21 protein-coding genes are annotated in these 24923 nt (G+C 72.2%); 15 read left to right on the top strand and 6 right to left on the bottom strand.

Going from position 1 to position 24923, the window contains the following annotated elements:
• Nucleotides 1-7 precede the first annotated feature (7 nt).
• The 3 genes from ACSHWO_RS21925 to speB all read right to left on the bottom strand — a co-directional run bounded on the left by ACSHWO_RS21925 (nt 8) and on the right by speB (nt 3233).
• Entirely contained in the window at nt 8-412 is a 405-nt protein-coding gene (locus ACSHWO_RS21925) for a hypothetical protein (RefSeq protein ID WP_438314030.1), read from the bottom strand.
• 59 nt (nt 413-471) lie between these two features.
• Nucleotides 472-2157, bottom strand: a complete 1686-nt coding sequence (locus ACSHWO_RS21920; RefSeq protein ID WP_438314027.1) for a thiamine pyrophosphate-binding protein — start codon at nt 2155-2157, stop codon at nt 472-474.
• A gap of 98 nt (nt 2158-2255) precedes the next feature.
• Nucleotides 2256-3233: an agmatinase gene (speB, locus tag ACSHWO_RS21915; protein WP_361084372.1), complete on the bottom strand. Its 978-nt coding sequence runs from the start codon at nt 3231-3233 to the stop codon at nt 2256-2258.
• Nucleotides 3234-3390: 157 nt separating this feature from the next.
• On the opposite strand from speB, the gene ACSHWO_RS21910 reads away from it, so the two are divergent.
• On the top strand, nt 3391-4953 hold the full coding sequence (locus tag ACSHWO_RS21910; RefSeq protein WP_438314024.1) for a helix-turn-helix domain-containing protein: 1563 nt from the start codon (nt 3391-3393) through the stop codon (nt 4951-4953).
• Nucleotides 4954-5061: 108 nt separating this feature from the next.
• On the opposite strand, the gene ACSHWO_RS21905 is transcribed toward ACSHWO_RS21910, so the two are convergent.
• The gene (locus tag ACSHWO_RS21905) at nt 5062-6210 is read right to left on the bottom strand and encodes a serine hydrolase domain-containing protein (protein ID WP_438314022.1); all 1149 of its coding nucleotides are present in this window, start codon (nt 6208-6210) and stop codon (nt 5062-5064) included.
• Between the two features lie 284 nt (nt 6211-6494).
• On the opposite strand from ACSHWO_RS21905, the gene ACSHWO_RS21900 reads away from it, so the two are divergent.
• The 3 genes from ACSHWO_RS21900 to nadE all read left to right on the top strand — a co-directional run bounded on the left by ACSHWO_RS21900 (nt 6495) and on the right by nadE (nt 9493).
• Nucleotides 6495-7652, top strand: coding sequence for an acyl-CoA dehydrogenase family protein (locus ACSHWO_RS21900; RefSeq protein ID WP_385847787.1), 1158 nt, complete (start codon nt 6495-6497; stop codon nt 7650-7652).
• Nucleotides 7653-7658: 6 nt separating this feature from the next.
• A complete protein-coding gene (locus tag ACSHWO_RS21895; protein ID WP_385847784.1) occupies nt 7659-8537 on the top strand; it encodes an acyl-CoA thioesterase in 879 nt (292 codons plus the stop codon).
• 125 nt (nt 8538-8662) lie between these two features.
• Nucleotides 8663-9493 carry an ammonia-dependent NAD(+) synthetase gene (nadE, locus tag ACSHWO_RS21890; protein WP_361084387.1) on the top strand — a complete coding sequence of 277 codons (831 nt, stop codon included), beginning with the start codon at nt 8663-8665 and terminating at the stop codon, nt 9491-9493.
• A 64-nt stretch (nt 9494-9557) separates the two neighbouring features.
• Here nadE and ACSHWO_RS21885 read toward each other — a convergent pair whose 3' ends face one another.
• The gene (locus tag ACSHWO_RS21885) at nt 9558-10370 is read right to left on the bottom strand and encodes a phosphatase (protein WP_361084389.1); all 813 of its coding nucleotides are present in this window, start codon (nt 10368-10370) and stop codon (nt 9558-9560) included.
• A gap of 56 nt (nt 10371-10426) precedes the next feature.
• Nucleotides 10427-11005 (bottom strand): SACE_7040 family transcriptional regulator, encoded by a 579-nt coding sequence (locus ACSHWO_RS21880; protein WP_361084392.1) that lies wholly within the window; start codon nt 11003-11005, stop codon nt 10427-10429.
• A 100-nt stretch (nt 11006-11105) separates the two neighbouring features.
• Between ACSHWO_RS21880 and ACSHWO_RS21875 the strand changes: the two genes are divergently transcribed.
• From ACSHWO_RS21875 to ACSHWO_RS21825, 11 genes are all read left to right on the top strand, one after another.
• On the top strand, nt 11106-12737 hold the full coding sequence (locus ACSHWO_RS21875) for a carboxyl transferase domain-containing protein (RefSeq protein WP_361084394.1): 1632 nt from the start codon (nt 11106-11108) through the stop codon (nt 12735-12737).
• A 27-nt stretch (nt 12738-12764) separates the two neighbouring features.
• Nucleotides 12765-14837 (top strand): acetyl/propionyl/methylcrotonyl-CoA carboxylase subunit alpha, encoded by a 2073-nt coding sequence (locus tag ACSHWO_RS21870; protein WP_438314015.1) that lies wholly within the window; start codon nt 12765-12767, stop codon nt 14835-14837.
• Nucleotides 14838-14848: 11 nt separating this feature from the next.
• The gene (locus ACSHWO_RS21865) at nt 14849-15775 is read left to right on the top strand and encodes a hydroxymethylglutaryl-CoA lyase (protein WP_361084901.1); all 927 of its coding nucleotides are present in this window, start codon (nt 14849-14851) and stop codon (nt 15773-15775) included.
• 7 nt (nt 15776-15782) lie between these two features.
• On the top strand, nt 15783-16943 hold the full coding sequence (locus ACSHWO_RS21860; protein WP_361084400.1) for an acyl-CoA dehydrogenase family protein: 1161 nt from the start codon (nt 15783-15785) through the stop codon (nt 16941-16943).
• A gap of 129 nt (nt 16944-17072) precedes the next feature.
• Complete coding sequence (locus ACSHWO_RS21855; RefSeq protein ID WP_438314012.1) at nt 17073-18116, top strand: ABC transporter substrate-binding protein; 1044 nt, start codon at nt 17073-17075, stop codon at nt 18114-18116.
• 93 nt (nt 18117-18209) lie between these two features.
• The gene (locus ACSHWO_RS21850; RefSeq protein WP_438314010.1) at nt 18210-19118 is read left to right on the top strand and encodes a siderophore-interacting protein; all 909 of its coding nucleotides are present in this window, start codon (nt 18210-18212) and stop codon (nt 19116-19118) included.
• 141 nt (nt 19119-19259) lie between these two features.
• Nucleotides 19260-20741 carry a pyridoxal phosphate-dependent decarboxylase family protein gene (locus ACSHWO_RS21845; RefSeq protein WP_438314007.1) on the top strand — a complete coding sequence of 494 codons (1482 nt, stop codon included), beginning with the start codon at nt 19260-19262 and terminating at the stop codon, nt 20739-20741.
• On the top strand, nt 20725-22044 hold the full coding sequence (locus tag ACSHWO_RS21840) for a lysine N(6)-hydroxylase/L-ornithine N(5)-oxygenase family protein (RefSeq protein WP_438314004.1): 1320 nt from the start codon (nt 20725-20727) through the stop codon (nt 22042-22044). The genes ACSHWO_RS21845 and ACSHWO_RS21840 overlap by 17 nt, the downstream gene beginning before the upstream one ends.
• On the top strand, nt 22041-22625 hold the full coding sequence (locus ACSHWO_RS21835) for a GNAT family N-acetyltransferase (RefSeq protein WP_361084416.1): 585 nt from the start codon (nt 22041-22043) through the stop codon (nt 22623-22625). The genes ACSHWO_RS21840 and ACSHWO_RS21835 overlap by 4 nt, the downstream gene beginning before the upstream one ends.
• Nucleotides 22622-24403 carry an IucA/IucC family protein gene (locus ACSHWO_RS21830; RefSeq protein ID WP_438314001.1) on the top strand — a complete coding sequence of 594 codons (1782 nt, stop codon included), beginning with the start codon at nt 22622-22624 and terminating at the stop codon, nt 24401-24403. Before ACSHWO_RS21835 ends, ACSHWO_RS21830 begins: the two co-directional genes overlap by 4 nt.
• Before the next feature lie 76 nt (nt 24404-24479).
• The gene (locus ACSHWO_RS21825) at nt 24480-24896 is read left to right on the top strand and encodes a hypothetical protein (protein ID WP_438313998.1); all 417 of its coding nucleotides are present in this window, start codon (nt 24480-24482) and stop codon (nt 24894-24896) included.
• Nucleotides 24897-24923: the final 27 nt, after the last annotated feature.

The raw sequence follows: 24923 nt of genomic DNA, 5'->3' as shown, positions 1-24923 counted from the left end.
TCTCCCCCTAGAGCCCCGTGACCTTGGACTGCACCGGCTGGAAGCTCCGGCCCGTCAGCTGGTCGTTCCCGGTGAACAGGTTGGACGCCCCGCGCAGGGCCTTCTTCTCCGAGTCCAGCCGTGCCATCAGGCGCTTGACCTGGTCGTCCCAGTGCGTGTGCGCCTTCGTCAGACCGGCTGCCGTGTCCCAGCCCGTGAAGGCCTTGACCGCGTTGTCGGTCGGCTCGTCGGCCGCGTCCGCGGCCTTCGTCGTGCCGGGCTGCAGGACGTTCTCGATGGTGTTGGCCGCCTTCTTCTTCTCGGGAGGGGTGGTGGCCAGCACCCCGGGCCCGCCGGGTGTCCCGGGCCCGCTCGGCGCCCCGGTCGCGGCGGTCGCCCGCCTGTGCCGGTCCCACTCCTGGTCGAACGACACTGCTCCCCCTCAGACTTCGTCCCCGTGAGCCGCCAACCTGGCGAGCCCCTGGGCAAGCCTTAGATGTGTGTGGGGGCGAACATGCGGGGTTTGGCCGGAAGTACCACCATCGAGGGGCCCGGGGTGGCCAGGGCCCGCCTCAGGTCGGCCGTGAGGGATTCCGGGGTGGTCCGGGTGGCGGGGACGCCGAAGGACGCGGCCAGGGCCGCGAAGTCCGGGCGGGTCAGTTCGGTGCCGGTCGTGCGGCCGTCGAAGGCGTCCGTCATGTACTCGCGCAGGATGCCGTAGCCGCCGTCGTCCACGATCAGCCAGGTGACGTCCAGGTCGTGCTGGCGGGCGGTGGCCAGCTCGGCGAGGGAGTACATCGCGCCGCCGTCGCCGGACACGGCGAGGACAGGGGTGCCGGGCTCGGCCAGGCAGGCCCCGAGGGCAGCGGGGAAGGCGTAGCCGAGGCCGCCGGCGCCCTGGGCCGAGTGCATGGTGTTCGGGTGCTTCGGGTCGAAGGCCGACCACGCCCAGTAGGCCAGGATCGTCATGTCCCAGAAGGACGGGGACCGGGGCGGGAGGGCCGAACGGATCGAGGTGAGGAGGCCCTGCTCCAGCGTGAGGTCCTGGGAGGCCAGGCGGGCCGCGACGGCGGAGAGGACGGCGCGGACGCGGTCGGGGGCGGTGGGGTCGTGGCGTTCGGCCACGGTTTCGAGGAGGGCCTGGAGCGCGAGGCGGGCGTCCGCGTGGATGCCGAGGGCGGGGTGGTTGGACTCCAGCTTGCCGAGGTCCGCCTCGATCTGGACCACCCGACCGCGGGGCGCGAACGTGTGGTAGTTCGAGGACAGCTCGCCGAGGCCGGAGCCGACGACGAGGAGGACGTCCGCGTCCTCCAGGAAGTCGGTCGTGTGGCGGTCCTCCAGCCAGGACTGGAGGGAGAGCGGGTGGGTCCAGGGGAAGGCGCCCTTGCCGCCGAAGGTGGTGACCACGGGGGCGGAGAGGCGTTCGGCGAGCTGCTTCAGCTTTCCGGCCGCGTCCGCGCGGACGACGCCGCCGCCCGCGATGATCACGGGGCGTTCGGCGTTCTCCAGCCAGTGCGCCGCGAGGGCCGTGAGCTCGGGGCGCGGGGGCAGGTCGTGCGGGGTGGCGTCCATGCCGGTGACCTGCGGGACGATCGTCGCGGTGCGGAGCACGTCCTCCGGGATCTCCACCCACACCGGCCCGTGCGGGGCCGTCAGCGCCGACTCCCACGCCTCGGCGATGGTGGAGGGGATCTGGGAGGGGGTCCGGGCGAGGTGCACGGACTTGACCACGTCCCGGAAGGAGGCGGCCTGGTCGCGCAGCTCGTGCAGGTGGCCGCGCCGGCCGCCGCCGAGGCCGGCCGTCGGGACCTGGGAGGAGATCGCGAGGACGGGTGACGATGCCGCGGCCGCCTCGGCGAGAGCGGGCAGCGCGGTCAGGGCGCCCGGGCCGGTGGACAGGAGGAGGGGCACCGCCTCGCCGGTCATCCGGCCGTACGCGTCGGCGGCGAAGCCGGCGTTGTTCTCCACGCGGAGGGTGACCAGCCGCAGGTCGGAGCGGCCCACCGCGTCGAACAGCCCGAGGGCGTGCTGCCCCGGCAGCCCGAACACGGTGGTCGCGCCCAGCCCGCGCAGCGTCTCCACGACCAGGTCCCCGCCCGTGCGGCCCGGCGGCGGCGCGAGGGCCGCCGCCCGCTGGGCGTCGGTGGGGCGGAGTACCAGGTCGTGGTCGTGCGTCACGCTGTTCCGTGCCTTCCGTGGGAGTACGGGGGCGCCGGGCAGCCCGTGGGCGGGCTGCCCGTTCGCCCTTCGCGCCGCGGGGGCCGGGCCCGGGGGTCCTACTTGCCCTTCGCCGCGGCGATCTGGCGGCTCATGATCGTGGTCAGCTCGTACGCGGTGTGGGACGCCGCGACCGAGGTGATCTCGGCGTGATCGTACGCCGGGGCGACCTCGACCACGTCGGCGGAGACCAGGTTGCAGGACGACAGGCCGCGGATGATCTCCAGCAGCTCGCGGGAGGTCATGCCGCCCGCCTCCGGGGTGCCGGTGCCGGGCGCGTGGGCCGGGTCCAGCACGTCGATGTCGATGGAGATGTACAGCGGGCGGTCGCCGATGCGCTGGCGCAGCTGGTCGGCGACCTCGTCGGCGCCGCGGCGGTACACGTCGGCCGAGGTCACGATGCCGAAGCCCATCTTGGCGTCGTCGTCGAGGTCCTGCTTGCCGTACAGCGGGCCGCGGGTACCGACGTGCGAGAGGGCCTCGGTGTCGAGGATGCCCTCCTCGACGGCGCGGCGGAACGGCGTGCCGTGGGTGTACTCGGCGCCGAAGTACGTGTCCCAGGTGTCCAGGTGGGCGTCGAAGTGCAGCAGGGCGACCGGGCCGTGCTTCTTCGCGACCGAGCGGAGGAGGGGGAGGGCGATGGTGTGGTCGCCGCCGAGGGTCATCAGACGGGAACCGGCGGACAGCAGCTCGTCGGCGGCGGCCTCGACCGTCTCTACGGCCTCGTTGATGTTGAAGGGGTTGACGGCGATGTCACCGGCGTCGGCGACCTGCGCGAGCGCGAACGGGGAGGCGTCCTGCGCCGGGTTGTACGGGCGCAGGAGGCGCGAGGCCTCACGGATGGCGTTGCCGCCGAAGCGGGCGCCGGGGCGGTAGGACACGCCGGAGTCGAAGGGTACGCCGACGACGGCGACGTCCGCCGAACCGACCTCGTCCAGGCGGGGCAGCCGGGCGAAGGTCGCGGGACCCGCGTACCGCGGGATGCGGGAGGAGTCGACCGGTCCGCGGGGCGTCTGCTCGTTGCGCTCGATGCTCATGGGGGGGTGCCCTTCTGGAGGTCCTACAGGCCTTGCGGGTCGTGCAGGTCTTGCAGGTGCTGCTGGTGCTTCGAGCGTAAGTCGCCCGGGTCGGGGCGCGCGGTGTACGTTCCATCCATACTGTCCGACTGGTATGTGCGGAGGATCCATGGGCGGGATGGGTTCCTTGAACGGGGGCGCTGATCGGCCTGATTCGGCTCCGGTGAGCGACGGAGCCGCCGTCGGGACGTCGACGGGGCCGGCCGTTTCGCCCGTGCCGCCCGTCGCACTGGGGGCGCTGCTCGGGGACCGGGAGCTCGGGCTTCGGCATCTGGCCGGGCCGGCCGGGGCCTGGGTGTACGGCGTGCACGCCTCCGAGATGGCCGATCCCTCGCCGTACCTGCTGGGCGGGGAGCTGCTGCTCACTGCGGGGGCGGGGCCTGCCGAGGGTCCCGCCGCCGGTTCCTACGACCAGTACGTCGCCCGGCTCGTCGCCGCCGGGGCCGCGGCCCTCGGGTTCGGTGTGGCTCCCGTGCACGAGGAGGTGCCGACCGCGCTCGCCGACGCCTGTGCGCGGCACGGACTGCCGCTGCTGGAGGTTCCGCCGCGCACCCCGTTCACCGCGGTCGCCCGCGCGGTGTGGCGGCTGATGGCCGAGGCGCGGACCCGTGAGCTGCGCCGCGTGACCGAAGCCCAGCAGGCACTGGCTGCGGCCGCTGCCCGGCCGGATCCGGTGCCGGCGGTGTTGTCCAGGCTCGCGGCGAGCCTCGGGGGGTACGTGGTGCTGTGGCCCGACGGGCGCGCCGCGGGCACACCGCCGGGCACTTCCGGCGACGGCGGTGCCGACGCCGAAGTCGGCGCCTCGCTGGAGGCCCTCATGGCCCGCGTCGGGCGGGCCGCGGGGCCCGCGACCGCCACCGACCAGGCCGGGGGGCGGCACCTCGCCGCTTACGCCCTCGGCCGGCACGCCGGCCGACCTGCGGCGCTGGGTACGGCCACCCCGGCCCGTACCCCCGGCGACCACACCGTCGCATCGGTCGCCGCCGTCCTGCTGACCCTGCTCACCGCCGAACGGCCCGCGGGCGACGACACCGCCGCCCTGGCCCGGCTGCTGCTCGGCGGCTCCCCGGCGGAGGTGCTGGGACCCGGCCCCTGGTACGCCGTCCACGCCCGCGGCGGCGGCACCGATCCCGACCCGCGGGCCCTCGCCGCGGCGCTGGGGACCGTACTGCTGGACCCGCGGCCCGGTCCCGTCGTACGGCTCCTCACCGACCGGGATCCCGGCCCGCAGCCCGGATGGCGGCTGGGGGTCAGCGCCCCGGCCGCACCCGAAGCCCTGGCCACCGCCGACGCGCAGGCCCGGCGCGCCCTCGACCGTGCCGAGGCGGCCCGCGCCCCGCTGGCCCGCCACACCGACCCCGGCTTCGCGGGCCTGGTCGGCGAAGCCGAGGCCCGGGCGCATGCGGAGGCGTTGCTCGCGCCCCTGCCCCCGGTGCTGCGCGAGACGCTGCGGGGCTGGCTGGCCCACCACGGCGGCTGGGACCGCAGCGCCGCGGCGCTGGGGGTCCACCGGAACACGGTCCGGCAGCGTGTCGCCCGCTGTGCGGAGCTGCTCGGGCGGGATCTGGACGACCCGGACGTGCGGGCGGAGCTGTGGTTCGCGTTGCGGTGGGCACCCGTGCGCCGCAACGCTGCACCGCCGCAACCCGGCCCGCAGCCGCCATCCACCAGAACCACGTAGCGATCCGCTGCGCACGGCGGGCGGGCCGGCGGAGCGGTTTGTTGCGTTGCGGACCCTGCAAGGCGGGAGGCGCCGCGCGTTGCAAGCCGTCCCTCGGCGGGGGCGGCCTCAGCGGTTGAAGGCGGGGAAGGCGAAGCGCTGGGCGATCTTGAGGCCGTCGCCCTTGGCGTCGGTGCTGTTGACCGAGTAGACGACGGTGCGGGAGAGGTCTCGGGTGGCTGCGATCACCGTGTGGTAGCCGGGGCGGGCGCCGGTCTTGCCCCAGATTTCCTTGCCGTTGACCTCGTAGCGCTGGAGGGCGGCGGCGTAGGTGGCGCCGGGGACGTCCGGGACCGTGAACATTTCGGTGAGCTGGGGCTCCGGGACGACCTGTCCGCGGAAGAGGGCGACGAGGAAGCGTTCCAGGTCGCGGGTGGTGGAGATCATGTCGCCGGCGGCGAAGCGGTCGGACATGTTCCATTCGGTGACGTCGACCGGCTTGCCGTCCATGAGGTCGTAGCCGCGGTTGTGGGGGCCGTGGATGCGGGGGTCGGTGCCCTGGGGGAAGGAGGTGCCGGTCATGCCGAGGGGGCGGAAGATCCGGGCCTCGGCCTGGTGGGCGTAGGTGTCGCCGGTGGTCTTCTCGATCAGCATGCCGAGGATCGTGTAGCCGATGTTCCCGTAGTCCTGCCGCGTGCCCGGGGTGAAGGCCGGGCCCTTCGCGACGGCGGAGGCCACCACCTGTTGCGGGGGGATCGTCTCGTAGCGGTGCGGGTAGCCCTCCTCCACGGTGTCGCCGAAGTCGACGCCCGGCTGGATGCCACTGGTGAAGTTGAGCAGGTTGCGGACGGTGACCTGGTCGAAGGCGGCCGGGAGGACGTCCGGCAGGTAGCGGCGGGCCGGGGCGTTCAGGTCGACCTGGCCTTCGGCGGCGAGCTGCAGGACAAGGGCCGCGGTGACGACCTTGGTGGTGGAGCCGGCCCGGAAGCGGGCGTCGGCGAGGGCGGGGGCCCCGGTGCGCAGGTCGCGCACGCCGGCCGTGCCGGTCCAGCGGCCGTTCCCGCCGACCCGGATCAGGGCGGCGGTGGCGTCCTGGTCCGGGAGGCCGGCGAGGGCCTTGCGCAGGGCGGCGGTGTCGGGGCCCTGGGTGGTGGCGGCGGTGTCGGGGCCCTGGGTGGTGACGGCGGCGGGGGCGGCGTGGGCGGTGACGCCCAGGGGCCCGGCGGTGAGGCCGAGGAGGAGGGCGGCGGCGAGGACGGTGCGCGTGCGGCGGTTCATGCGGGCTCCTGGCTCGTTCTGGTCGGTCGGCTTCCATCCTGGTGATCGTTCGGGGCCCCTCGGATCCTTCGTGGAGAGGACTGCCCCCCTGGGGGTAACGGGTGGGCGGCTCAGGGGAGTTGGCAGGGGCGACCCCGAGGGTGGGGCCGGGCTCCCCACCTGGGGAGGTGGCGCTCGTCATACCGTCTGCACAGCTCTGGACAGAGTCGACAACTCGCCGGTAACTTTGTATGAGCAAGCGCTTAGACATAAGCGGCGGACCGCCGCGACGAAGGGAGCCGGCCGTGCGCCGTACGGTGTTCAACGAGGACCACGAGGCCTTCCGGGAGACCATCCGCGCCTTCATCGAGGCCGAGGTCGTACCCGTCTACGACGAGTGGTTCGCCGCCGGCCAGGCGCCCCGCGACTTCTACTACAAGCTCGGTGAGCTGGGCGTCTTCGGCATCAACGTCCCCGAGGAGTTCGGCGGCGCCGGCCTGGACACCCACAAGTTCGAGGCCGTCCTGTACGAGGAGACCTCCCGTGCGGGCGTGAACTTCGGCGGCTCCGGCGTGCACGTCCTGCTCGCCCTGCCCTACATCAAGATGCTCGCCACCGACGAGCAGAAGAAGCGCTTCCTGCCGAAGTTCGTCTCCGGTGAGGAGATGTGGGCGCTGGCGATGACCGAGCCCGGCACCGGCTCCGACGTCGCGGGCATGAAGACCACCGCCAAGCTCTCCGAGGACGGCACGCACTACGTCCTCAACGGCGCCAAGACGTTCATCACCGGCGGTGTGCACGCCGACCGCGTCATCGTCTGCGCCCGCACCTCCGCCCCGTCGGCCGAGGACCGCCGCTTCGGCATCTCGCTGTTCGCCGTGGACACCAAGTCCGAGGGCTACTCCATCGGCCGCAAGCTCGACAAGCTGGGCCTGAAGACCTCCGACACCGCCGAGCTGGCGTTCGTCGACGTCAAGGTCCCGGTCGAGGACCTGCTCGGCGAGGAGGGCAAGGGCTTCTACTACCTCGGCCACAACCTGGCCTCCGAGCGCTGGGGCATCGCCTTCGGCGCGTACGCCCAGGCCGCCGCGGCCGTCCGGTTCGCCCAGCAGTACGTGACCGAGCGCACCGTCTTCGGCAAGCCGGTCGCCCACTTCCAGAACACCAAGTTCGAGCTGGCCGCCTGCCAGGCCGAGGTGGACGCCGCCCAGGCCGTCGCCGACCGCGCCCTGGAGGCCCTGGACGCGGGCGAGCTGACCCCGGCCGAGGCCGCCTCCGCGAAGCTGTTCTGCACCGAGGTCGCGCACCGCGTCATCGACCGCTGCCTCCAGCTGCACGGCGGCTACGGCTACATGAACGAGTACCCGATCGCCCGCCTGTACGCGGACAACCGCGTCAACCGCATCTACGGCGGCACCAGCGAGATCATGAAGTCGATCATCGCCAAGTCGATGGGGCTGTAAGACCCCTTGAGCGAGGCACTCACCGATCTCCTCGATCTGCTCGACCTGGAGCAGATCGAGGAGAACATCTTCCGCGGCACGAGCCGCACCTCCCTGGTGCCGCGCGTGTTCGGCGGACAGGTCGCGGCCCAGGCGCTGGTCGCGGCCGGCCGGACCGTGCCCGCGGACCGCACCGCGCACTCGCTCCACTCGTACTTCCTGCGCACGGGCGACCCGGGCGCGCCCATCGTCTACTCCGTGGACCGGATCCGCGACGGGCGCTCCTTCACCACGCGGCGGGTCGTCGCCGTCCAGCACGGCCAGCCGATCTTCCACCTCTCGGCCTCCTTCCAGGTGTACGAGGAAGGCCTCGACCACCAGGTCGGGATGCCGCAGGCGCCGGATCCGGAGAGCCTGCCGACCGCGGCCGAGGCGCTGCCCGCCTACCGGGACCTGTTCCGGGACCCGGGCACGGTGGAACGGCTGCTGGAGGCGCGCGGCGCGGTGGACCTGCGGTACGCGACCACCCCGCCGTGGGGCACCATCGGCGAGCCGGTGGAGCCCCGCTCGCAGGTGTGGTTCCGGACCGCCGGGAAGCTGGCGGGCGACGACCCGTTGCTGCACACCTGCCTGGCCACGTACGTGTCGGACATGACCCTGCTCGACTCGGTGCTGCTCGCGCACGGCCGGGGCGGCTGGGCGGTCGGCGACGTGGTGGGGGCCTCGCTGGACCACGCGATGTGGTTCCACCGGCCGTTCCGGGCCGACGAGTGGCTGCTGTACGACCAGGACTCCCCCACCTCGCACGGCGGCCGCGGCCTGGGCCAGGCCCGCATCTGGACGCAGGACGGCCGGCTGGCCGTGACGGTGATCCAGGAGGGCGTCGTCCGCGTCCCGCACACCTGACCGGCCCTGACCGGCCCTGGCCGGGGCGGTCCCGGCGGCCGTCCGGCCCCGGCCCCCGGACACCCCCTGGGTAGGGTGGGCGCGACAGCCCACCGCGGCCGGAACGGCCGGAACAAGGAGCAGACGTGAGCGAGCCGGCGTCCATCGCCCTGCAGCAGGAGATCGCCCGGGAACTGGAGGTCGCCGAGACCTTCGACGCCGAGCGGGAGATCGAGCGCCGGGTGGCCTTCCTCACCGAGCGGCTGACCTCCACCGGTCTGCGCTCCCTCGTGCTCGGCATCAGCGGCGGCGTGGACTCCACCACCACCGGCCGGCTGTGCCAGCTCGCGGTCGAGCGGGCCCGCGCCGCCGGGCACGAGGCGGCGTTCTACGCGATGCGGCTGCCCTACGGGGTCCAGGCCGACGAGCACGACGCCCAGCTCGCGCTGTCCTTCATCCGGGCCGACCACGTGCTGACCGTGGACGTCAAGCCCGCGAGCGACGCCGCCCTCGACGCCTCGGCGGCCGCCGGCGTGGTCTTCCGCGACGCCCACCACCAGGACTTCGTGCACGGCAACATCAAGGCCCGCCAGCGCATGATCGCCCAGTACGCGGTGGCCGGCGCGCACGACGGCCTGGTCGTCGGCACCGACCACGCTGCCGAGGCGGTCTCCGGCTTCTTCACCAAGTTCGGCGACGGCGCCGCGGACGTGGTCCCGCTGACCGGTCTGACCAAGCGGCGGGTGCGCGCCGTGGCCGACGCGCTGGGCGCGCCCGCCGAGCTCGTGTGGAAGACGCCGACGGCCGACCTGGAGACCCTCGACCCCGGCAAGGCCGACGAGGACGCGCTCGGGGTCACGTACGACCAGATCGACGACTTCCTGGAGGGCAAGCCGGTCGACGAGCGGGCCTTCGGGACGATCGTCCGCCGCTACCGCCTGACCGACCACAAGCGCCGGCTGCCCGTCGCCCCCTGAGGTTGGGGCGACCCCGGCGGACGGTGCGCCGCGCGCCCGTCCGCCGGAGGGGTGTCCCTGGGGTTCAGCCCTCCAGGAGGCCCGCCGCGTTCAGCAGGTACGCGACCATCGGGTCGTAGAAGCGCGGGTCGCGGACGTGGTCGTCCAGCGGGACCACCACCTGGAGGGTGCCCTCCGCCTCGCCGAGGAACAGGGCGGGGTCGTTGCAGTCCGCGTACCCGACCGCGTCGAGTCCGCGCTGCGCGGCGCAGCCCGCCCAGCCGTGGTCGGCGACGACCAGGTCGGGCAGGGGGCGGCCGGCCGCGGCGAGGCCGTCGAGGATCGCGGCCATCGGGGCCGGGGAGTGGGTGTGCCACAGGGTGGCGCCCCGCTCCAGTACGGCGATGTCGGCGAACTGCCACACCGAGGCCTCGTCGGCGGTCAGCCCGGACGGGATCACGACGATCTCGCAGCCCGCCGCCCGCAGGGCCTCGGCGGTGGCCCGGTGGACGTCGAGCAGGCCGCCCGGGTGGCCGGTGGCCAGCAGGACGCGCTGGCGGTCCAGGGCCGCCTTGCGCAGCCGGGCCGCCATCCGGTCGAGGGCGGCCACGGTCAGTTCCGGGTCGATGGTGTCCTGGCCCTGCCGGTGCTCGGGGTCGTCGACGACGCCGCAGCGCTCGGCCATCACCGCGAGCACGTCCTGCTCGTCGGTCCAGCGATCGCCCAGTTCCAGGCCGAGCCAGTAGTGCCGGTCGCCGTTGGCGAGCTTGCGGTAGTGGTCGAGGTTGTTCTCGCGCGGGGTGGCGACCTGTCCGGCGATCCGCGTGCGAACCAGGTGTTCGACGAGCTCGGCGCGGGTGGGTACGGACGTATCTATCGGCTTCGGCATGCGGCCCATTCTGCCGCCGCGCCCCCGGATGCGTCGGTTCCATCCCAGCCGTCGGACGCGTCGTGTCACGCGGTCAACGCCCCGAAGGCGCCGTGGGCGAGCCGACGCAGCAGCGACTCCGTCGCCTCCCGGCCGAGCGCCGCCAGGTGCGGGGTGGAGTTCAGCAGGCCGAAGACGGCGTGCACGGCGACCCGCACCTCGGCCTCGCCGACCTGCGGGTGCAGGGCCCGTACGACGTCCACCCACAGCTCGACGTACTTGCGCTGGAGCTGGCGCACGAGCTTGCGGTCGGCCTCGCGGAGCCGGTCGAGCTCCCGGTCGTGCAGGGTGATCAGAGCGCGGTCGTCGAGCGCGAAGTCGATGTGGCCGTCGATCAGCGAGGCCAGGACCGCGGCGGGGTCGCCGGCGGCCTCCTCCACCCGGCGGCGCCCGCCGGTCAGCAGCCGCTCGCTGATGCCGACGAGCAGCTCGGCGAGCATGGCGTCCTTGCCCGCGAAGTGCCGGTACAGGCCGGGGCCGCTGATACCCACGGCGGCGCCTATCTCGTCGACGCCGACGCCGTGGAACCCGCGTTCGGCGAAGAGGCGGGCGGCCTCACTGAGGATCTGCTCGCGACGGGTCGGGGCGGCCGCTGAAGTGCTCATGGGAATCCATTCTAGACAGGGGCCGTTAGCGGTCGTTAACCTTGGCTCCACAGAAGTTAACGGTCATTAACCGCGTGGACCGAGCAAGGGAGCTCGACCGATGCAGCAGGCACCCGTCCTCACGAGCGCCGCGGACCCGGCGTCCGAGGCCTGGCGCACCAACGAGGCCGCCCACCGCGAACTCGCCGAGGGCCTGCGCGCCCGCCTGGACGCGGCCCGGCTCGGCGGTGGGGAGAAGGCCCGCGCCCGGCACACCGCGCGCGGCAAGCTGCTGCCCCGCGACCGGGTGGACACCCTCCTGGACCCGGGCTCCCCCTTCCTCGAACTGGCCCCGCTGGCCGCCGAGGGCATGTACGGGGGCGCGGCGCCGGCCGCAGGGGTGATCGCCGGCATCGGCCGGGTCAGCGGCCGCGAGTGCGTGATCGTCGCGAACGACGCCACGGTCAAGGGCGGCACCTACTACCCGATGACCGTCAAGAAGCACCTGCGGGCCCAGGAGGTGGCGCTGGAGAACCGTCTCCCCTGCCTGTACCTCGTGGACTCCGGCGGCGCCTTCCTGCCCATGCAGGACGAGGTCTTCCCCGACCGCGAGCACTTCGGCCGCATCTTCTACAACCAGGCCCGGATGTCCGGCGCCGGCATCCCGCAGATCGCGGCCGTCCTCGGCTCCTGCACCGCGGGCGGCGCGTACGTGCCGGCGATGAGCGACGAGGCGGTCATCGTCCGCAACCAGGGCACGATCTTCCTGGGCGGCCCGCCGCTGGTGAAGGCCGCCACCGGCGAGGTGGTCACGGCCGAGGAGCTCGGCGGCGGCGAGGTGCACAGCCGTGTCTCCGGTGTGACCGACCACCTGGCGGAGGACGACGCGCACGCGCTGCGGATCGTGCGGAACATCGTGGCGACCCTGCCCGAGCGCGGGGCACTGCCCTGGTCGGTGGAGCCGGCCGAGGAGCCGAAGGTGGACCCGTACGGCCTGTACGGCGCGGTCCCCGTCGACTCCCGCACCCCCTACGACGCCCGCGAGATCATCGCCCGGATCGTCGACGCCTCCCGCTTCCAGGAGTTCAAGGCGGAGTTCGGCACCACGCTGGTCACCGGCTTCGCCCGGATCCACGGCCACCCGGTCGGCATCATCGCCAACAACGGCATCCTCTTCGCCGAATCCGCCCAGAAGGGCGCCCACTTCATCGAGCTGTGCGACCAGCGCGGGATCCCGCTGCTGTTCCTCCAGAACATCTCCGGCTTCATGGTCGGTCGCGACTACGAGGCCGGCGGCATCGCCAAGCACGGCGCGAAGATGGTCACCGCCGTGGCCTGCACGCGCGTGCCGAAGCTGACGGTGGTCGTCGGCGGCTCGTACGGCGCGGGCAACTACTCGATGTGCGGCCGGGCGTACAGCCCCCGCTTCCTGTGGATGTGGCCCAACGCCAAGATCTCGGTGATGGGCGGCGAGCAGGCCGCCTCCGTCCTGGCCACGGTCAAGCGCGACCAGTTGGAGGCCGCCGGCCAGGAATGGCCGCTGGAGGACGAGGAGACCTTCAAGGCCCCGGTCCGCGCCCAGTACGAGGAGCAGGGCAACGCCTACTACGCCACCGCCCGGCTGTGGGACGACGGCGTCATCGACCCCCTGGAGACCCGGCAGGTGCTGGGCCTGGCGCTGACCGCGTGCGCGAACGCGCCGCTGCCGCAGAGGGACCCGGCGCAGCCGGCCTTCGGCATCTTCCGTATGTGACCCGAGACCTGTGACGTGAGGACCCCAATGTTCAGCACTGTCCTTGTGGCCAACCGGGGCGAGATCGCGGTCCGGGTCATCCGCACCCTGCGGGAGCTCGGGATCCGGTCCGTGGCCGTCTTCAGCGACGCCGACGCGGACGCCCGCCACGTCCGGGAGGCCGACACGGCCGTCCGGATCGGGCCGGCCGCGGCCGCCGAGAGCTACCTGTCCGTGGAGCGGCTGCTCGACGCGGCCCGGCGCACCGGCGCCGAGGCCGTCCACCCCGGGTACGGCTTCCTCGCCGAGAACGCGGCCTTCGCCGAGGCCTGCGCCGCGGCGGGCCTGGCCTTCATCGGCCCGCCCGCGTCCGCGATCTCCCTGATGGGCGACAAGATCCGGGCGAAGGAGACCGTACGGGCCGCGGGCGTGCCCGTGGTCCCCGGCTCCTCCGGCAGCGGCCTGTCCGACGCCGAACTCGTCGCGGCCGCCGAGGAGATCGGCATGCCGGTGCTGCTCAAGCCCTCCGCGGGCGGCGGCGGCAAGGGCATGCGCCTGGTCCGTGACGGGGCGGTGCTCGCGGACGAGATCGCCGCGGCCCGCCGCGAGGCCCGCTCCTCCTTCGGTGACGACACGCTGCTGGTGGAGCGCTGGGTGGACCGGCCGCGGCACATCGAGATCCAGGTGATGGCCGACGCCCACGGCAACGTGGTGCACCTGGGCGAGCGCGAGTGCTCCCTCCAGCGGCGCCACCAGAAGGTCATCGAGGAGGCCCCCTCTGTCCTGCTGACCCCGGCGATCCGCGCCGCGATGGGTGCGGCGGCGGTGGAGGCGGCACGGGCGTGCGGGTACGTCGGCGCGGGCACGGTGGAGTTCATCGTCCCCGGCGGGGACCCCTCCTCGTACTACTTCATGGAGATGAACACCCGGCTCCAGGTGGAGCACCCGGTGACGGAGCTGATCACCGGCCTGGACCTGGTGGAGCTCCAGCTGCGGGTGGCGGCCGGCGGCGAGCTCGGCCTGGCACAGGACGACGTCACGTTGACCGGGCACGCCATCGAGGCCCGCATCTGCGCGGAGGACCCGGCCCGCGGCTTCCTGCCGTCGGGCGGCACGGTGCTGGCGCTGGCGGAGCCGTCGGGGCGGACGGTGCGGACGGACTCCGGGCTGACGGCCGGGGTGGACGTGGGTTCCACGTACGACCCGATGCTGTCGAAGGTGATCGCGTACGGGCCGGACCGGGCCGCCGCGCTGCGGGTGCTGCGCGGGGCGCTGGCCGACACCGTGATCCTGGGCGTGCAGACGAACGCCGGGTTCCTGCGGAGGCTGCTGGCCCACCCGGACGTGGTGTCCGGGAACATGGACACCGGGCTGGTGGAGCGGGACCTGGCCTCGATGCTGCCGGAGGGCGTCCCGGCGGAGGTGTACGCGGCGGCCGCGCTGCTGGCGCAGGGCTCCCTCCCCCACCCGGCGGGCCCGGACTGGGCCGATCCGTTCTCGGCGGGCAATGGCTGGCGCATGGGCGGCACCCCGGCCTGGACGGTCCACCACTTCCGCCTCCCGGGCCAGGACCCGGTCACCGTCCGTACCCGCCGTCGGGGCGCGGAACTGGAGCTCGCACTCGACGGCGAGGGGTGGCCCCGTCAAGCCCCGCCGGCGATCGGGGCGCGGGGCCGGGGGCAGGGCCCCGGCGGGCCGGCCGCGGGCCGGATCGTCAGCCGCACCGCCGACCGCCTCGCCATCGAACTCGACGGCGTCACGCACACCTTCAGCCACGCCCCCTCCCCGGAGGGGACCTGGCTCGGCCGCGACGGCGACAGCTGGCACGTCCAGCACCACGACCCGGTGGCGGCAGCCCTCGGCGGCCGCGGCCACGCGGGGGCCGACACCCTCGCGGCGCCGATGCCGGGCACGGTCACCGTCGTCAAGGTCGCGGTCGGCGACCGGGTCGAGGCCGGTCAGAGCCTGCTCGTCGTCGAGGCGATGAAGATGGAGCACGTCATCTCCGCCCCGCACGCCGGCACCGTCACCGAGCTGGACGTCTCCCCCGGCACCACGGTCGCCATGGACCAGGTCCTGGCCGTGGTCACCCCCGAGGACGTGGAGGAGGAGGGCGCGTGAACGGGCTGCCCATGGCCGTCCCGGCCGCCGGACTCCCCGCCCGGGTGCGGATCCACGAGGTCGGCGCCCGCGACGGGCTGCAGAACGAGAAGTCGGCCGTGCCGACCGCGGTCAAGGCCGAGTTCATCCACCGGCTGGCCGCGGCCGGGCTGACGACGGTCGAGGCCACCAGCTTCGTCCACCCCAGGTGGGTGCCCCAACTGGCCGACGCGGAGGAGCTGTTCCCACAGCTCGACGACCTGGCCCGGGCCGGGGTGCAGCTGCCGGTGCTGGTGCCCAACGAGCGCGGGCTCGACCGGGCGCTGGCCCTCGGCGCGGACCGGATCGCCGTGTTCGGCTCGGCGACGGAGACCTTCGCCTCCCGCAACCTCAACCGGACGGTCGCCGAGTCCCTGGCCATGTTCGAGCCCGTCGTGGCACGGGCCAAGCAGGGGAAGGCGCATGTGCGCGGCTACCTGTCCATGTGCTTCGGCGACCCGTGGGAGGGGGCGGTCCCCGTCCACCAGGTGGTCCGGGTCGCCAAGGCCCTGCTCGACCTCGGCTGCGACGAGCTGAGCCTCGGCGACACCATCGGCGTCGCCACTCCCGGGCACGTGCAGGCGCTCCTGTCCGAGCTCAACGAGGAGGGCGTGCCGACCGACCGGATCGGCGTGCACTTCCACGACACCTACGGCCAGGCACTCTCCAACACCCTCGCCGCGCTCCAGCACGGCGTGACCACGGTCGACGCCTCCGCCGGCGGCCTCGGCGGCTGTCCGTACGCGAAGAGCGCCACCGGGAACCTCGCCACCGAGGACCTGGTGTGGATGCTCGACGGCCTCGGCATCGAGACCGGGGTCGACCTGGCCGCCCTCACCGCCACGAGCGCGTGGATGGCCGAGCAGTTGGGGCGTCCGAGCCCCTCCCGAACCGTCCGCGCCCTCTCCCACAAGGAGTAACGAAGACATGTCCCTCGACCACCGGCTCTCCCCCGAGCACGAGGAACTCCGCCGCACCGTCGAGGCGTTCGCGCACGACGTCGTCGCACCCAAGATCGGCGACTTCTACGAGCGGCACGAGTTCCCCTACGAGATCGTCCGCGAGATGGGCAGCATGGGCCTGTTCGGGCTGCCCTTCCCCGAGGAGTACGGCGGCATGGGCGGCGACTACCTCGCCCTCGGCATCGCCCTGGAGGAGCTGGCCCGCGTCGACTCCTCGGTCGCGATCACCCTGGAGGCGGGCGTCTCGCTGGGCGCCATGCCGATCTACCTCTTCGGTACGCAGGAGCAGAAGGAGCAGTGGCTGCCGAAGCTGTGCGCGGGTGAGATGCTCGGCGCCTTCGGCCTGACCGAGCCGGGTGCGGGCAGTGACGCCGGCGGCACCCGCACCACCGCCGTCCGCGACGGCGACGAATGGGTCATCAACGGCTCGAAGTGCTTCATCACCAACTCGGGTACGGACATCACCGGCCTGGTCACGGTCACCGCGGTGACCGGGCGCAAGGCGGACGGCCGCCCGGAGATCTCCTCCATCATCGTCCCGTCCGGCACCCCGGGCTTCACGGTGGCGGCCCCGTACTCGAAGGTCGGCTGGAACGCCTCCGACACCCGTGAGCTGTCCTTCGACGGCGTCCGGGTGCCGCTGGCGAACCTGGTGGGCCAGGAGGGCCGCGGGTACGCCCAGTTCCTGCGGATCCTCGACGAGGGCCGGATCGCCATCGCGGCGCTGGCGACGGGCCTGGCGCAGGGCTGTGTGGACGAGTCGGTCAAGTACGCGAAGGAGCGGCAGGCGTTCGGCCGGCCCATCGGCGACAACCAGGCCGTCCAGTTCAAGCTGGCGGACATGGAGATGCGCGCGCACATGGCTCGAATCGGCTGGCGCGACGCCGCTTCCCGCCTCGTGGCGGGCGAGCCGTTCAAGAAGGAGGCGGCGATCGCGAAGCTGTACTCCTCGACCGTCGCGGTCGACAACGCGCGTGAGGCCACGCAGATCCACGGCGGCTACGGGTTCATGAACGAGTACCCGGTGGCCCGGATGTGGCGCGACTCGAAGATCCTGGAGATCGGCGAGGGCACCAGCGAGGTGCAGCGCATGCTCATCGCCCGGGAGCTGGGCTTCTCCGCCTGAACCCGGACATAGCAGAAGGGGGCCCCGAGAAAACTTAGGGCCCCCTTACCGTTTTCAGCCAAGGTTAGGCTAACCTTCCCACCGAACGGCCCAGTGGCCGCCCGGCACGTACTGAAAGCGGACATCACAATGCCCAAGTCCCGTACCTCTCCTCTCTCCCGTCGCGGCCTCATCGCCGCCGGCGGTGCCCTCGGCCTCGTCGCCGCACTGACCGCGTGCGGTGGCTCCGACTCGGCGAAGAGCGAGGGCGACAAGGACAAGGGCTCCGCGGCCTCGGGCGCCTGGACGTTCAAGGACGACCTCGGCAAGGACATCAGCCTCAAGGCCCGGCCGAAGAACGTCGTGGCCTACACCGGCACCGCCGCCGCGCTCTACGACTACGGCGTCCAGGTCAAGGGCGTGTTCGGCCCGACCAAGACCGCCGACGGCAAGCCGGACGTGACGGCCGGTTCGATGGACATCTCCAAGGTCGAGATCCTCGGCAACGTCTACGACGAGTTCAACGTCGAGAAGTACGCCTCCCTCCAGCCCGAACTGCTCGTCACCAACACCTGGGACGGCACCTACTGGTACGTCCCCGAGGCCTCCAAGGACAAGATCCTGAAGCTGGCCCCGGCCGCCGCGGTCGGCGTGGGCGGCGAGGCCTCCATGGACAAGGCCCTGCAGCGCACGGCCGACCTGGCCAAGGCCCTGGGCGCCGACCTGAACACCAAGAAGACCGCCGACGCCAAGGCCGCCTTCGAGGCCGCCGCCGGCAAGGTCCGCGAGGCCACGAAGGCCAACCCGGGCATCAAGGTGCTCGTCGGCTCCGGCACCGCCGAGCTGTTCTACGTCTCCACCCCGAAGACCTCGGCCGACCTGAAGTACTTCGAGACCCTGGGCGTCGAGTTCGTCGTACCGGAGAAGGACAAGCTCGACCAGGGCGGCTTCTTCGAGAGCCTCAGCTGGGAGAACGCCGGCAAGTACAAGGCCGACCTGGTCCTGCTCGACAACCGCACCGGCACCGCGCAGCCGGAGGACCTGAAGGCCAAGCCGACCTGGAACGAGCTGCCCGCCGTCAAGGCCGGCCAGGTCGCCCCGCGCGTGACCGAGCCGATCTACTCCTACGAGAAGTGCACCAAGATCCTGGAGGACCTGGCCAAGGCCATCCAGAGCGCCAAGAAGGTCAGCTGACCACCGGCCTGACGGCACCACCGGCCACCGGCGCCGGGCCCGCGGCGCCCGCCGCGGACCCGGCGCCCGCCCGACTTCCCAGGGGGATTCCGTATGACCGCCACCGCGCCCGAGACCGCTGACGCCACCGCGGCCGTGGCCCACTTCCGCTTCTTCACGCTGGAAGTGGTCCGCACCCGCCGCCTCGGCCACTCGTTCCTGCGGGTCACCTTCGGCGGCGAGGCCCTCGCGGGCTTCCGCTCGGGCGGCCGGGACCAGAGCCTGTCGCTCTTCCTGCCGCCCGCCCACCGGGAGCACACCGAACTCCCGTCCACGGACGAGGACAGCTGGTTCGCGGGCTGGCGCGGGATGCCGGACGAGGAGCGCCCGGTGATGCGCTCCTACACCGTGCGCGAGCAGCGCACGACGGCCGAGGGGGCGGTCGAGGTCGACATCGACTTCGTGCTGCACGGGGACTCCTCCCCGGCCTCCGCCTGGGCCGGGCGGGCGGTGACCGGCCGCCGGATCCTGGCGATCGGGCCGGCCGTCGCGGAGAACAAGTCCGTGCGCTTCCAGCCGCCCGCCGGCACGGACGCGCTGGTGATGTACGCGGACGAGACCGCCCTGCCGGCGGCCGCGGCCATCCTGGAGGGGATCGACCCCGGCCTGCACGTCACGGCCTTCTTCGAGGTCCCGCACACCGACGACCGGCTCGACCTGGACGCCCCGGCCGGCGCGGACGTCACCTGGATCGTGCGGGAGGGCGGCCCGGGCCGCACCGAGCGCGTCGTCGACACGGTGCGCGCGGCCGAACTGCCCGCCTGTGAAGCCCCGTACGCCTGGCTGGCGGGCGAGGCCGGCACGATCCGCGCCGTGCGCCGCCACCTGGTGCAGGAACGTTCCATCGACCGGCGCGCGGTGCGTTTCACCGGCTACTGGCGCCTGGGCGCGTGCGAGGAGGAGCTCCTCGCCGAGGCCTACGCGGGCCAGGCGCCCAGCGAGGACCCCGGCGCCGCGCTGTAGCCGGCTCCGGGGCAGCTCCCCCAGCGCTTCGACGGGCCCTGGCTTTCGGCCAGGGCCCACCTCTGTTTGGCCTGCAATTTAGGTTAGGCTAACCTAAGCAACATCTTCCCCACCCTTCTCCCCCTGCCCGGAGGAAAGTTGATGCGCTCGCATCTCCTGAACGAGACGACCTCGGAGCACTACCGCCGCTCCGTCACCGAGGGCGTCGAGCGCGTCGCGGCCAAACTCGCGACCGTCCAGGGCCCCCACACCGGGATATCGGTCGACGAACTCGCCCCGGTCGTGAACGGGATCGACCTCGACCGCCCGCTGGAGGACCCGGCCGCCGTCCTCGACGAGCTGGAGGAGGTCTACCTGCGCGACGCGGTCTACTTCCACCACCCGCGCTACCTGGGCCACCTCAACTGCCCGGTCGTCATCCCCGCCGTCCTCGGCGAGGCGATCCTCTCGGCCGTCAACTCCTCCCTGGACACCTGGGACCAGTCCATCGGCGGCACCCTCATCGAGCGCCGCCTGATCGACTGGACCGCCCGGCGCATCGGCCTCGGCCCGGCCGCGGACGGCGTCTTCACCTCCGGCGGCAGCCAGTCCAACTTCCACGCGCTGCTGCTGGCCCGCGACGAGGCCTGCCGGAAGGTCATGCAGGGCAGCGACCGCCCCCTCGCCAAGTCCGAGGTCCTGCCCCGGCTGCGCATCTTCACCTCCGAGGCCAGCCACTTCAGCGTCAAGAAGTCGGCCGCCATGCTCGGCCTCGGGTACGAGGCCGTCATCGCCGTCCCGGTCGACCGCAACCGCCGCATGGACACCTCCGTCCTCGCCCTGGAGCTGGAGGAGTGCGTCCGCGAGGGCCTGTACCCGATGGCCGTCGTGGCCACCGCCGGCACCACCGACTTCGGGTCCATCGACCCGCTCCCCGAGATCGCCCGCCTGACCGCCGAGCACTCCGCGTGGATGCACGTGGACGCCGCCTACGGCTGCGGACTGCTGGTCTCCCCCACCCGCCGGCACCTCCTCGACGGCATCGAGCGCGCCGACTCGGTCACGGTCGACTACCACAAGTCGTTCTTCCAGCCCGTCAGCTCCAGCGCGGTACTGGTCCGCGACCGCGACACCCTCCAGCACGCCACGTACCACGCGGACTACCTCAACCCGCGCCGCATGGCCGAGGAGCGGATCCCGAACCAGGTCGACAAGTCCATCCAGACCACCCGCCGCTTCGACGCGCTCAAGCTCTGGATGACCCTGCGCACGATGGGCGCCGACGGCATCGGGCAGCTCTTCGACGAGGTCATCGACCTGGCCGCGGCCGGCTGGGACATCATCGACGCCGACTGCCGCTACGAGGTCGTCGTCCGCCCGCAGATCTCCACCCTGGTCTTCCGCTACGTCCCCGAGGGCGACGTGCGCCCCGACCTCGTCGACGAGGCCAACCTGCACGCCCGCAAGGCCCTGTTCGCCTCCGGTGAGGCCGTCGTCGCCGGCACCAAGGTCGACGGCAAGCAGTACCTGAAGTTCACCCTCCTCAACCCGCAGACCACCACGGCCGACATCGAGGCCGTGCTCGACCTTCTCGCGTCCCACGCCGAGCAGTACCTGGGAGAATCCCTTGCAGTCGTCTCGTGAGCCCCGTGACCCCCGCCAGCCGCTCGATTTCATCGGTATCGGCCTCGGTCCCTTCAACCTGGGACTCGCCTGCCTGACCGCCCCGATCGACGAGCTCGACGGCCTCTTCATCGAGACGAAGCCGCACTTCGAGTGGCACGCCGGGATGTTCCTGGACGGCGCGCACCTGCAGACGCCGTTCATGTCGGACCTGGTCACCCTGGCCGACCCCACCTCGCCCTTCTCCTTCCTGAACTACCTGAAGGACAAGGACCGGCTGTACTCCTTCTACATCCGGGAGAACTTCTACCCGCTGCGGACCGAGTACAACGACTACTGCCGCTGGGCCGCCGACCGGCTCGACAACGTGCAGTACTCCACGTCCGTCACCGAGGTCACGTACGACGAGCAGGCCGGCCTGTACGCGGTCAGCACCGACCGCGGCGAGACCCACCTGACCCGCCGCCTGGTCGTGGGCACCGGCACCCCGCCGTACGTCCCGGCCGCCTGCGGGCAGCTGGGCGGCGACTTCATCCACAACTCCACCTACATGCAGCACAAGGCGGAGCTCCAGAAGAAGAAGTCCATCACCCTGGTCGGCTCGGGCCAGAGCGCCGCGGAGATCTACTACGACCTGCTGGCGGAGATCGACCTCCACGGCTACCAGCTCAACTGGGTCACCCGCTCCCCGCGGTTCTTCCCGCTGGAGTACACCAAGCTGACGCTGGAGATGACCTCCCCGGAGTACGTGGACTACTTCCACGCCCTCCCCGAGGAGACCCGCTACCGCCTGGAGACGCAGCAGAAGAACCTCTTCAAGGGCATCGACGGCGAGCTCATCAACGCCATCTTCGACCTGCTCTACCAGAAGAAGGTCGGCATGCCGGGCCCGGTGCCCACCACCCTGCTGACCAACACCTCGCTGAACTCGGCGGCGTACGACACCACCACCGGCACCTACGCCCTGGGCCTGCGCCAGGAGGAGCAGGAGCGCGACTTCTCCCTCGCCACCGAGGGCCTGGTCCTCGCGACGGGCTACAAGTTCGTGCTGCCGGAGTTCCTCGCACCGGTCCGCGACCGCCTCAACTTCGACGGCCACGGCCGCCCCGACGCGGCCCGCAACTACAGCATCGACGTGACCGGCCGCGAGGTCTACCTCCAGAACGGCACCGTCCACAACCACTCGATCACCGCGCCCGACCTGGGCATGGCCGCGTACCGCAACGCCTACCTCGTCAAGGAGATGCTGGGTCGCGAGTACTACAAGGTCGAGAAGTCCATCGCGTTCCAGCAGTTCGCGGCCCCGGAAGGCACGCACGCATGAGCACCACCGAGCCCCTGTACTCCCGTACCGACGCCGCCCTCGGCACCTTCGCCGTCCGGCCGTTGGACCCGTTCTCCGACGCGGAGCTGCTCCACGGCTGGGTGACCCACCCCAAGGCCGCGTTCTGGATGATGCAGGACGCCTCGCTGCCCGACGTCGAACGCGAGTACATGAAGATCGCGGCCGCCGAGCACCACGACGCGTACATCGGCCTCCACGAGGGCCGCCCCGCCTTCCTGATGGAGCGCTACGACCCGAGCCGGCTGGAGCTCGTCGGCCTGTACGACGCCCAGCCCGGCGACGTCGGCATGCACTTCCTCGTCGCGCCCACCGACACGCCGCTGCACGGCTTCACCCGCGCCGTGATCACCACCGTGATGGCCGCCCTGTTCGCCGACCCGGGGACCCGCCGCGTCGTGGTCGAGCCGGACGTGGGCAACAAGGCCGTGCACGCCCTGAACGAGGCCGTCGGCTTCGTCGTGGACGGCCCCGTGCAGAAGCCGGAGAAGGAAGCCCTGCTGAGCTTCTGCACCCGCGAACAGTTCGAGACGGCCACCGGCCTGACGGGAGCGGCGATATGAGCCTCGCCGACGCGATATCCCACCTCTCCCCCGAGCTGTGGGAGCGGGCGAACCGCGCACTGGTCCGCAAGGCCCTGGCCGAGTTCGCCCACGAGCGCCTGCTGGTCCCGGAGCCGCTCGGCGAGGGGTCGTACGCCGTCCGCAGCGACGACGGCACCGTGGAGTACCGCTTCACGGCCACCCGCCACGCCCTCGACCACTGGGCCGTGGACGAGTCCTCGGTCACCCGCGTCCAGGGCGGCGCCGAGCTCCCGCTGGACGCCCTCGACTTCCACATCGAGATGCGCGAGGCGCTGGGCCTGAGCGCCGAGGTCCTGCCGGTCTACCTGGAGGAGATCTCCTCCACGCTGGCCGGATCGGGCTTCAAGTACACCAAGGAGCAGGTGCCGTCCGCGGTCCTGGCGAAGTCCTCGTTCCAGGACATCGAGACGGGCATGACCGAGGGCCACCCCTGCTTCGTGGCCAACAACGGCCGCCTCGGCTTCGGCGTCCACGAGTACCGCGCCTACGCCCCGGAGGCCGCGACCCCCGTCCACCTGGTGTGGGTGGCCGCCCACAGGGACGTCTCCACCTTCACGGCGGGCGCCGGCCTGGAACACGACGCGTTCATGCGGGACGAGCTGGGCGAGGAGACCCTCACGGTCTTCGCCGAGCGGATGGCCGCCCAGGGCCTGGACCTGGCGGACTACCACCTGCTGCCCGTCCACCCCTGGCAGTGGTGGAACAAGACCACGGTGACCTTCGCGGCGGAGATCGCGAACCGCCGTCTGGTGCTGCTGGGCGAGGGCGCGGACAGCTACCTGGCGCAGCAGTCCATCCGGACCTTCTTCAACACCAGCGCCCCCGAGAAGCACTACGTCAAAACGGCGATCTCGGTCCTCAACATGGGCTTCATGCGCGGCCTGTCCGCGGCCTACATGGAGGCCACCCCGGCGATCAACGACTGGCTGCACCGCCTGATCGAGTCCGACGAGGTGCTGCGGTCGGTGGACTTCTCGATCATCCGCGAGCGGGCCGCCATCGGCTACCACCACCGGCAGTACGAGCGCGCCACCGACCGCTACTCGCCGTACCGCAAGATGCTGGCCGCGCTCTGGCGCGAGTCGCCCGTCGCCTCCCTGAAGGAGGGCGAGCGCCTCGCGACGATGGCCTCGCTGCTCCACGTGGACTCCGAGGGCCGGTCCTTCGTCGGCGCACTGATCGCCGAGTCGGGGCTGACGCCGGAGGAGTGGCTGCGCCACTACCTGCGGGCCTACCTGGTCCCGCTGCTGCACTGCTTCTACCAGTACGACCTGGCGTACATGCCGCACGGCGAGAACACCATCCTCGTCATCGAGAACGGCGTGGTGAAGCGGGCGGTCTTCAAGGACATCGCCGAGGAGATCGTGGTCATGGACCCGGACGCGGTCCTGCCGCCGGCGGTGGAGCGGATCCGGGCGGACATCCCGGAGGACATGAAGCTGCTGTCGGTCTTCACCGACGTCTTCGACTGCTTCTTCCGCTTCCTGGGCCCCATCCTCGCCACGGAGGGGGTCTGCGACGAGGACGTGTTCTGGCGGGCGGTCGCGGACTGCGCGCACGCCTACCAGGACTCGATGCCGCAGCTCGCGGAGCGCTTCGAGCGCTACGACCTGTTCGCGCCGGAGTTCCAGCTGTCCTGCCTCAACCGGCTCCAGCTGCGCAACAACAAGCAGATGGTCGACCTCGCCGACCCGTCGGCGGCCCTCCAGCTGATCGGCCACCTCAAGAACCCCGTCGCGCCCTTCGCGCGCCGGTAGGCACGGGGCGGGCGGTGCTTGACGATACGGTCCCTCGCAAGCACCGCCCGCCTCCAGCCTGCTAGCGTCCGCACGCATGGTCGAATTCACCAACAGGCGGGACATCACCTCGCCCGCTCAGCTCGCTCCCGTGCAACTCGAACAGCTCGTGCTGTGCGGGGCCGCCTACGACGACGAGGACCTCCCGGCCGAACGGCGCCTGGACCAGGACGCGCCCGACGACGAGGCGGTGCTGTACTCCTGTGAACTCTGGGACGTGGTGGCCGCCGACGGGTCGCCCGTCTACGAGGCGTGGTTCTACCAGTCGGACAGCGGATCGGTCTTCCTGGCGGGTACCACCGAGATGGTCGCCCAGATCATCCAGTGCGGCCTGGAGTGCGAGGACGCGGAGCGCGAAGGGGAGTTGGGTGCCGCGCTGGTCCGCGCCGGCCTCCTCCCGCCCGGCGACTCGGAGTACCGGCGTTTCAGCGGAGCTGCCGCCCCGGAGGCGTAGCCCGTAGGACCGGTCCGCGGCAGACGC

Source organism: Streptomyces pallidus (ex Mingjun et al. 2026), assembly GCF_051550185.1.
GTDB lineage: Bacteria > Actinomycetota > Actinomycetes > Streptomycetales > Streptomycetaceae > Streptomyces.
Note: the sequence above shows the minus strand (reverse complement) of the source record. Positions and strands in the feature narration are given on the sequence as shown.

Bases quoted from the DNA above. Each gene is read 5' to 3' on its own strand.
- speB (WP_361084372.1), bottom strand. From the start codon at position 3,233: ATGAGCATCGAGCGCAACGAGCAGACGCCCCGCGGACCGGTCGACTCC.
- ACSHWO_RS21910 (WP_438314024.1), top strand. From the start codon at position 3,391: ATGGGTTCCTTGAACGGGGGCGCTGATCGGCCTGATTCGGCTCCGGTG.
- ACSHWO_RS21905 (WP_438314022.1), bottom strand. From the start codon at position 6,210: ATGAACCGCCGCACGCGCACCGTCCTCGCCGCCGCCCTCCTCCTCGGC.
- ACSHWO_RS21885 (WP_361084389.1), bottom strand. From the start codon at position 10,370: ATGGGCCGCATGCCGAAGCCGATAGATACGTCCGTACCCACCCGCGCC.
- ACSHWO_RS21880 (WP_361084392.1), bottom strand. From the start codon at position 11,005: ATGAGCACTTCAGCGGCCGCCCCGACCCGTCGCGAGCAGATCCTCAGT.
- ACSHWO_RS21875 (WP_361084394.1), top strand. From the start codon at position 11,106: ATGCAGCAGGCACCCGTCCTCACGAGCGCCGCGGACCCGGCGTCCGAG.
- ACSHWO_RS21870 (WP_438314015.1), top strand. From the start codon at position 12,765: ATGTTCAGCACTGTCCTTGTGGCCAACCGGGGCGAGATCGCGGTCCGG.
- ACSHWO_RS21865 (WP_361084901.1), top strand. From the start codon at position 14,849: ATGGCCGTCCCGGCCGCCGGACTCCCCGCCCGGGTGCGGATCCACGAG.
- ACSHWO_RS21860 (WP_361084400.1), top strand. From the start codon at position 15,783: ATGTCCCTCGACCACCGGCTCTCCCCCGAGCACGAGGAACTCCGCCGC.
- ACSHWO_RS21855 (WP_438314012.1), top strand. From the start codon at position 17,073: ATGCCCAAGTCCCGTACCTCTCCTCTCTCCCGTCGCGGCCTCATCGCC.
- ACSHWO_RS21850 (WP_438314010.1), top strand. From the start codon at position 18,210: ATGACCGCCACCGCGCCCGAGACCGCTGACGCCACCGCGGCCGTGGCC.
- ACSHWO_RS21845 (WP_438314007.1), top strand. From the start codon at position 19,260: ATGCGCTCGCATCTCCTGAACGAGACGACCTCGGAGCACTACCGCCGC.
- ACSHWO_RS21835 (WP_361084416.1), top strand. From the start codon at position 22,041: ATGAGCACCACCGAGCCCCTGTACTCCCGTACCGACGCCGCCCTCGGC.
- ACSHWO_RS21830 (WP_438314001.1), top strand. From the start codon at position 22,622: ATGAGCCTCGCCGACGCGATATCCCACCTCTCCCCCGAGCTGTGGGAG.
- ACSHWO_RS21825 (WP_438313998.1), top strand. From the start codon at position 24,480: ATGGTCGAATTCACCAACAGGCGGGACATCACCTCGCCCGCTCAGCTC.